Annotated in this window: 6 protein-coding genes; all 6 read right to left on the bottom strand. The window is 67.3% G+C overall.

From position 1 onward, the window contains the following. Nucleotides 1-353 precede the first annotated feature (353 nt). The 6 genes from AC3A57_RS13425 to AC3A57_RS13400 all read right to left on the bottom strand — a co-directional run bounded on the left by AC3A57_RS13425 (nucleotide 354) and on the right by AC3A57_RS13400 (nucleotide 6,115). Entirely contained in the window at nucleotides 354-1,577 is a 1,224-nt protein-coding gene (locus tag AC3A57_RS13425) for an MFS transporter (RefSeq protein ID WP_487579359.1), read from the bottom strand. 124 nt (nucleotides 1,578-1,701) lie between these two features. Continuing rightward, nucleotides 1,702-2,280 carry a dihydrofolate reductase family protein gene (locus AC3A57_RS13420; RefSeq protein ID WP_487579358.1) on the bottom strand — a complete coding sequence of 193 codons (579 nt, stop codon included), beginning with the start codon at nucleotides 2,278-2,280 and terminating at the stop codon, nucleotides 1,702-1,704. Nucleotides 2,281-2,711: 431 nt separating this feature from the next. Further along, nucleotides 2,712-3,284 carry a relaxation protein gene (locus AC3A57_RS13415; RefSeq protein ID WP_487579357.1) on the bottom strand — a complete coding sequence of 191 codons (573 nt, stop codon included), beginning with the start codon at nucleotides 3,282-3,284 and terminating at the stop codon, nucleotides 2,712-2,714. A gap of 78 nt (nucleotides 3,285-3,362) precedes the next feature. Continuing rightward, complete coding sequence (locus tag AC3A57_RS13410) at nucleotides 3,363-4,652, bottom strand: Tle-like phospholipase domain-containing protein (protein ID WP_487579356.1); 1,290 nt, start codon at nucleotides 4,650-4,652, stop codon at nucleotides 3,363-3,365. Then, nucleotides 4,649-5,230, bottom strand: a complete 582-nt coding sequence (locus AC3A57_RS13405) for a hypothetical protein (RefSeq protein WP_487579355.1) — start codon at nucleotides 5,228-5,230, stop codon at nucleotides 4,649-4,651. The genes AC3A57_RS13410 and AC3A57_RS13405 overlap by 4 nt, the downstream gene beginning before the upstream one ends. Before the next feature lie 267 nt (nucleotides 5,231-5,497). After that, nucleotides 5,498-6,115, bottom strand: coding sequence for a hypothetical protein (locus AC3A57_RS13400; protein ID WP_487579354.1), 618 nt, complete (start codon nucleotides 6,113-6,115; stop codon nucleotides 5,498-5,500). Nucleotides 6,116-6,578 lie beyond the last annotated feature (463 nt).

Below are 6,578 nucleotides of genomic sequence, written 5' to 3'. Positions count from 1 at the left end.
CGGGCGGTCATTCCCCCCGGATAGCCCCGCTTCGGGCGCCAACGTGGTATTCCACCGCATCGGCTGTCGCGGCTCACGCCGCTGCTACATAAGCCCCCTTGTAGGAGCGGCGTGAGCCGCGACCTCCGCAGCGGTGTACGCAAGCGCGCCAGCCGAAGCCCGGCCCCATGAGCGCTGTCATTTCGAAAGATCCCTGACAACCCGGCTTCGGATACCAACGTGGGTATTCCACCGCATCGGCTGTCGCGGCTCACGCCGCTGCTACATAAGCGCCCCTTGTAGGAGCGGCGTGAGCCGCGACCACCGCAGCGGTGCACGCAAGCGTCCCTACCGAAGCCAGATGGAACCCGATCTCACCCCGCCTCGCCCGAACCTTCCAGCGCCGCCGTCTCCGACGCGCGCAGGTCCGCCCGCGCCCAGGCGTAGATCGCCAGGCCGCCGAGCGCGGTCAGCGCGCCGACCACGCCGGTCGAGGTCCAGCCGTAACCGGCGGTGATCGCCATGCCGCCCAACCAGGGGCCGAGCGCGTTGGCCATGTTGAAGGCCGAGTGGTTCGATGCCGCGGCCAAGGTCTGCGCCTCGGCGGCGACGTCCATCAGATGCGCCTGCAGCACCGTCGCCAGCGCGCCCATCGTGCCCACCGCCAGCACCGCCGGCAGCACGGTCCAGACCGAGCGCGCGGCCAGCGGGAACAGCAGCAGGATCAGCACCGACCACACCAGCACCAGCGCCGCGCCGCGGAACTGGAAGCGGTCGAACAACCAGCCGCCGCCGAGGGTGCCGAGAATGCCGCCGATGCCGAACGCGATCAGGCCGAACGGAATGAAGGATTCGCGCACCCCGGTGACGTGAACCAGGGTCGGCGCCAGATAGCTGAAAACGCAGAACATGCCGGCGAAGCCGATCGCGCCGATGCCCAGCGCCAGCCACACCGGCTTGCGGTTGAAATCGCGCAGCTCGCGCATCGCATCCGGGCGCGGCGCGTTCATGCCGCGCGGCAGCGCCTGCGCGGTCATCGCCACCGTCGCCAGCGCGATCAGCGACACCAGGGCGAAGGCCCAGCGCCAGCCGAAGGCCTGGCCGAGCCAGGTCGCCAGCGGATTGCCGATCAGCAAGGCCACCGACAGCCCCAGCATGACCCGCCCGACCGCGGTGCCGCGCTGTTCGGGCGGGCTGATCCGCGCCGCGACCAAGGCGGCGATGCCGAAATAGGCGCCGTGCGGCAGGCCGGCGACGAAGCGCGCCAGCATCAGGCTCAGGTAGCCCGGCGCCAGCGCGCTGGCCAGGTTGCCGACCGCGTAGAAGCCCATCAGCGCCAGCAGCAGGCTGCGTCGCGACAGGCGCCCGCCGAGCAAGGCCAGCGCCGGCGCGCCGACCACCACGCCCAGCGCATAGGCGCTGATGACGTGGCCGACCTGCGGCTCGGTCACCGCCATCGCGCGGGCGATCTCGGTGATCAGACCCATCACCACGAATTCGCTGGTGCCGATGGCGAAACCGCCCATGGCCAGGGCGAATAGGATCAGGGCCACCCGGCGCGGCGGCAGCGGGGCGGAGGCAGGGAGGGGGGCGCTCATGGGGTCATTATTGTGCATTGCAGCAACGTGGACTGTGCGTGATCGGGCGCGACGGGCGGCCCGCTTGGCCCAGCCTTCAGCGCCCCAGCGTCCGGCAGCCTGGGCTTCGCGCACCGATAGCGGCTCAGCGACGCAGCGTGTACGACAGCCGCACTAGCCCCTCGCCCAGCGGCACCGCTCCGGCCAGCTGCAATGCATGCCGCTCCTCCAGCCCGTGAAACAGCGGCTTGCCCGCGCCCAGCAGCACCGGGTGCACGACCAGGCACAGCTCGTCGACCAGGCCGGCGTTGAGCAGGCTGGCGATGAAGGCGGCGCCGCCGACCGCGTGCAGGTCGCGGCCGGGCTGGGTCTTGAGCGCGCGCAGCGCGTCCAACTCGCGCACGATCCGGGTGTGCGCCCAGCCGACCGAGGTCAGGGTGCGCGACAGCACCACGTGGGGGGTGGTCGCGGCGATGCGCGCGTAGTCGATCTCGAACGGCAGGGCGGGCCGGCCGACGAAGGGCAGCACCGCGCCGGGATCGGCCTGGATCGCGCTCCAATAGGCCTCGTAGGCCGGGTACATGCGTGCGCCGAGCAGGAAGGTGTCGACCCGGTCGAGCAGGCCGAAACGGTCCTCCCAGCTGTCGATCCAATCCAGTTCGGCCTGCGGGCCCTCGATGTAGCCGTCCAGGGAAATTTGCAGTGCGGCGACGATCTTGCGCATGACGGGCTCCCGGGAGATGAGGCCGCGCCGGGATCGGCGCGGTTCTTCTCATCGACGAATGGGGAGCTGCGGTTTCGACGGCTTTGTCGCGCCGGCAGGCAACGGAACCGCGAGCGGACCGCGGCGGCCGGTATGGAGCCGCGCGGACCCGCCAGTCGGACGCTACGGGTCGCCCGTTGGCGCGGCTTGTTTTCCGGAGGCGACGGATCTGCGTGACGAAGGGGCGCTGTGAATGTCTCGGCTTCGGACGCGGCGCTTGCGTCGACCGCTTCGGTGGTCGCGGCTCACGCCGCTCCTACATGAGCCCTTTTAGGAGCGGCGTGAGCCGCGACCGCGAAATCGCAACTACGGCGAATTCGGCCGAGGGGCCGGTGTCGCATCGGCCGCCGGACTCATCGCCGCAGCGGCAGCGACGATGCCGGCGGCGCCGCTTATTGCCGCGCCTGCACCGGCCGGTACCGCTTGTCGTCGCCGTAGGGCTTGGCCTTCATGTCGACGTTCGCGCACAGGCGCCCGCCGCACAAGGTCACATCGGCCTGGTTGTAGGCGCGCAACAGCTCGGCGGTGATCCGGTTTTCGTTGATGTCGGCGCGGTACTGCCACAGCAGCCAGCCGCCGCCGGCCAACAGCAACAGCACGCTGCCGAGCGCCGCGCCGACCACCTTCCACACCAGCTGCTTGTGCAGCCATTCCATGCGTTTGATCTGCGCGGCCAGGCCTTGCGAGCCCTCCTGCAGCAGGGCGCCGGCCTCTTGCAGGCGCTTTTCGTAAGCGCCGACCGGTTGCGACAAGCCGCCCTCGACCTTGCCGATCACCGCGCCCGGCAGGTTGCGCAGGCTTTCGTCGGCGGATTGGCGCACCACGCCCGGCACCTGCTGCGCCAGATGCTGCAGTTGCTGATACACGGCGCGCTGCTGTTTCTCGATTTCCTCGCAGCGGCGTTCGAACTGCTCCATCAAGACCGCGGTCTTGCTGATCAGCGCCATCAACTCGTCCTGTTGCATGCCAGCGCTCTCCAAAGCGGCCTCGTGCCGAGCGGATATTCTAGGGAACCCGGCGCGCGTGCACGCCGGCGACGCCGGTCACACCATGCGCGGCCCCTGGCGGCTCGGCGCGGCCTGCTCGTTGGCCTGCTGCTGCATCGCCTGCTGGGCCAGGGCCTGTTCCTGGCGATCGACCGTCGCCACCGCATCGTTGCGCAACTCGCGGCCCGGCGTGGCCGCCGCGGCCTGCTGGGTCATCTGCCGGAACGCGTCGCGGTCGCCGTGCTGCGAGGCGGCCAGCATGCGGTCGACGAAGGCCGAGGGGTTGTCGTCGAGCGAACTGGTCGCGCGCATCGGGAAGCCGGGGCTCACGGTCGGCGTCTTGCCCGGATGGAGGTAGTCCTGCAGGCCCGGGCCATAAGGCGCCGGTTGCCACGGCGAGGCATTGCGGTCCGGCCACGCCGGCGCCTCGTGACGTTGCTCCTTGCGTCCCGGCTCGCCCGGCTTGGCCGGCCCGCGGATCTCGTCGATCAGGTCGCCGGCCCGGCCGAGCGGATCGCGGAAGGTGTTGGTGATACCGCGGCGCAGGTTCTCGATGTCGTTGCGGTACTTGTCGATCATCGGGTCGTACTGCTGCGCCAGGCGTTGCGCCTGGGGGTCGCCGAGCACGGAACGGTCCGGCCTGTCGTGGGCGTCGACATTGAGGAAGTTGTTCATGCTGTGCGAGGTGCCAACCATCTTCTTGGCCGCCACCCCGGACGCGCGCGCATCAAACAAGGTGTTGCGGTTGTTCTCGTAACCGCTGTCCTGCATCGCCTTGATTTCCTGCGCGGTGGCGTAAACCTTGACCTGGCCGTAGTGATCGCTGGCCGCGCTGACCGGGTCGCCGGCCATGACATGGTTGGTGACCCGATTGCCGCCCTCGGGGATGCGGTAACCCAGGCTGACCGCGCCGTAGGCGTTGAAGGTTTCGCCGCGCAGGTCGAAGTGGTGCGCGGTGATTTGTGCCAGGGTGCCGCCAAGGGAGTGGCCGGTTACGCTGACTTCGCGCACCGGCGGATCTTCGGCGCCGAGCTTTCGCGCTTCCTTGATCGCATCGCGAGTCAGCGCGATCGCGTCCTTGGCCTGGGCGTTGGTGCGGGCCAGGGCCATGCCGGCATCGGTAAGACCATCCTTGAACGGCTCCCGATCGAACTCGGTGCCGCGATGGGCAACGATGATCTCGCCCGTATCCACCCGCTGATAAATCGTGCCCTGATACCCGGATGGTTTGTCGACGTGTTTGAGCGCTTTGTACGCCACACCGTCGAGCTCGAACTCTCTGCCTATGGGGCGTACCTTGTAAGAGTCGCTGGCGAGCGCGGCGTACTGCTGGCTGTTGAGGCTCATGGCGTCCCTGCCTTTGGTGTCAGAGTGATGGTGAACAGTTGGTCTTGCAGGTCAGGCCTGAACCTACTGCGATCCACGTTGCCGAAATTGGGGATATCGGAAGGTTCGCTGCCCGGGTATGCGGTGTCGGTGTAAAAATTGGTACGCGCCTTCTCCGCCCGCATTTCGCTGCCTTTCAAGTTGGCGACATAGCGGGTATCTGTTTCGGCGCCGGTGGCTCTCAACATTGCGTTCAGGTTCGTCAGCTGCCAGTGGCACACACCTCGCCCGAGATAGTCTTCGTCGAGCATCGCATCGGCATAGACTGTGCCGACGTATGTATCGTCATCGACTTTGGCGTACTGGATCGGCAGGCTGTACGAGGGCGTCATCGGCACGCCGGCAATGGGATCCGGAGTGTAGACACAGTCCGGCGCCTCGTAATCGACATATCCCTCGATCGCGGTAAGCGGACCCGGCGCATCCGCCACCTTCAGCTCGATCCGGTATGCCTGCTTCGGCGCCGGGTTGCGTTTGTACTTGGCTTCCAGCTCGGCCGTCGACGGCGCGGAGTCGGAGGTGGGGGTTTCGGCGTTCATGGTGGCCTCGGGGGCGCTACAGGCGGAAGTACTCATCGCCAGCAGAAGGCAAAAGCTGCGAAACACACCGCGCATCGATGCCTCCATGGCAAGACGGTTATGGAACGTGGAACGTCGGCGGTCAGCGCGCGACGATCCGGCTCGGATCTGTTACGGCAGAGCTTACGGCAGGTATGAAACAGCAACAACGGCAACCCAAAGTAGCGATGCATCGACGATTCGTTACTTGAACGGCTTCCGGCGCTGCAACGCGATCTGTCAGGACGCTCACAGCGTCGCGGCCTCGGCCGTAATGCTGATGGCGAACAATTGGTTCTGGAACTCCGACCTGAACCAATTGCGGTCTTGATTGCCGTGGTCGGAATCCCCCTCCGGATCGTCGCCCGGGTATTCGTCCTTGACGTAATAGTTGGTTAGCGGCTTGCGCGCACCTATCTCGTCGCCCACCAAATTGACGACGTAATGGATATCAGTCTTGGCCCCCGTCGCCATGACCCAGGCGTTCACGCTTCGCAGTTCCCAGTGGCAGACGCCATCGCCCAACTGATAGTCCTCATCCAGCATCGCATCGGCATAGACCGTCGCCACGAAGGTGGATTCGTCGACCTTGGAAAAGGTCATCGGCAGATCGATCGACGGTCTCGATGTCGCGCCCGCGATCCGGTCGGGGATGTAGGTGCAGTTCGGCGCTTCGAGGCCGACGAAGCCCTCGGCCTTGGCGAACGGCCCTGGCGCATCCGCGATCTTCAGCTCGATCCGGTACGGCCGCTTCGGCGCCGGGTTGCGGTGATACCGGGTGGCCAGCTCGTCGGCCTGCGGCCCCGGACCACAAGCGCAAACGCCCAACACCGACAACCCACACAAATAGCGAAACACACCGCGCATCCATGCCTCCCTGGCAAGCCATCGCAATACGCCGGAACCACCGGCGAATGCCGGGCGAACCGGCCTGAGCCCAAGGCTGAGCCCTTGAATTCGAGCCTACGCCAAGTTGGAAACGCCCACAACGGCAACCAGAAGTTGCGCCCATTCGACGCGCAACGCCGCTGCGGAACCACGCCCGTCCCGCGTCGCGACGGTAGTGAGCGACAACGACACCATCCTGCCGATCCGATCCCCAGCCCAACGACTGTAGCGATATCGACCAGAGCGCCCACCCCAGCGCAGCGGCCGAAACATGAACAAACGCTCTAGAAAACCCCGCACACCGTGGCCGGACCGTGCGACCCAGCCCGTTCCTGTGACTGCGCTCCCGATTTCGCGGCCACCGGCCGCAGCCGAGCGCGGCTTCGCCGACCGGCGGGGCGGCCGCAGGCACGGGCGGGGGACGACCCGGGTTCCTACGCCG

The organism is Lysobacter sp. Soil_C_15, assembly GCF_057657315.1.
The sequence above is the reverse complement of the archived record's forward strand: the minus strand, read 5'-3'. Positions and strand labels throughout refer to the sequence as shown.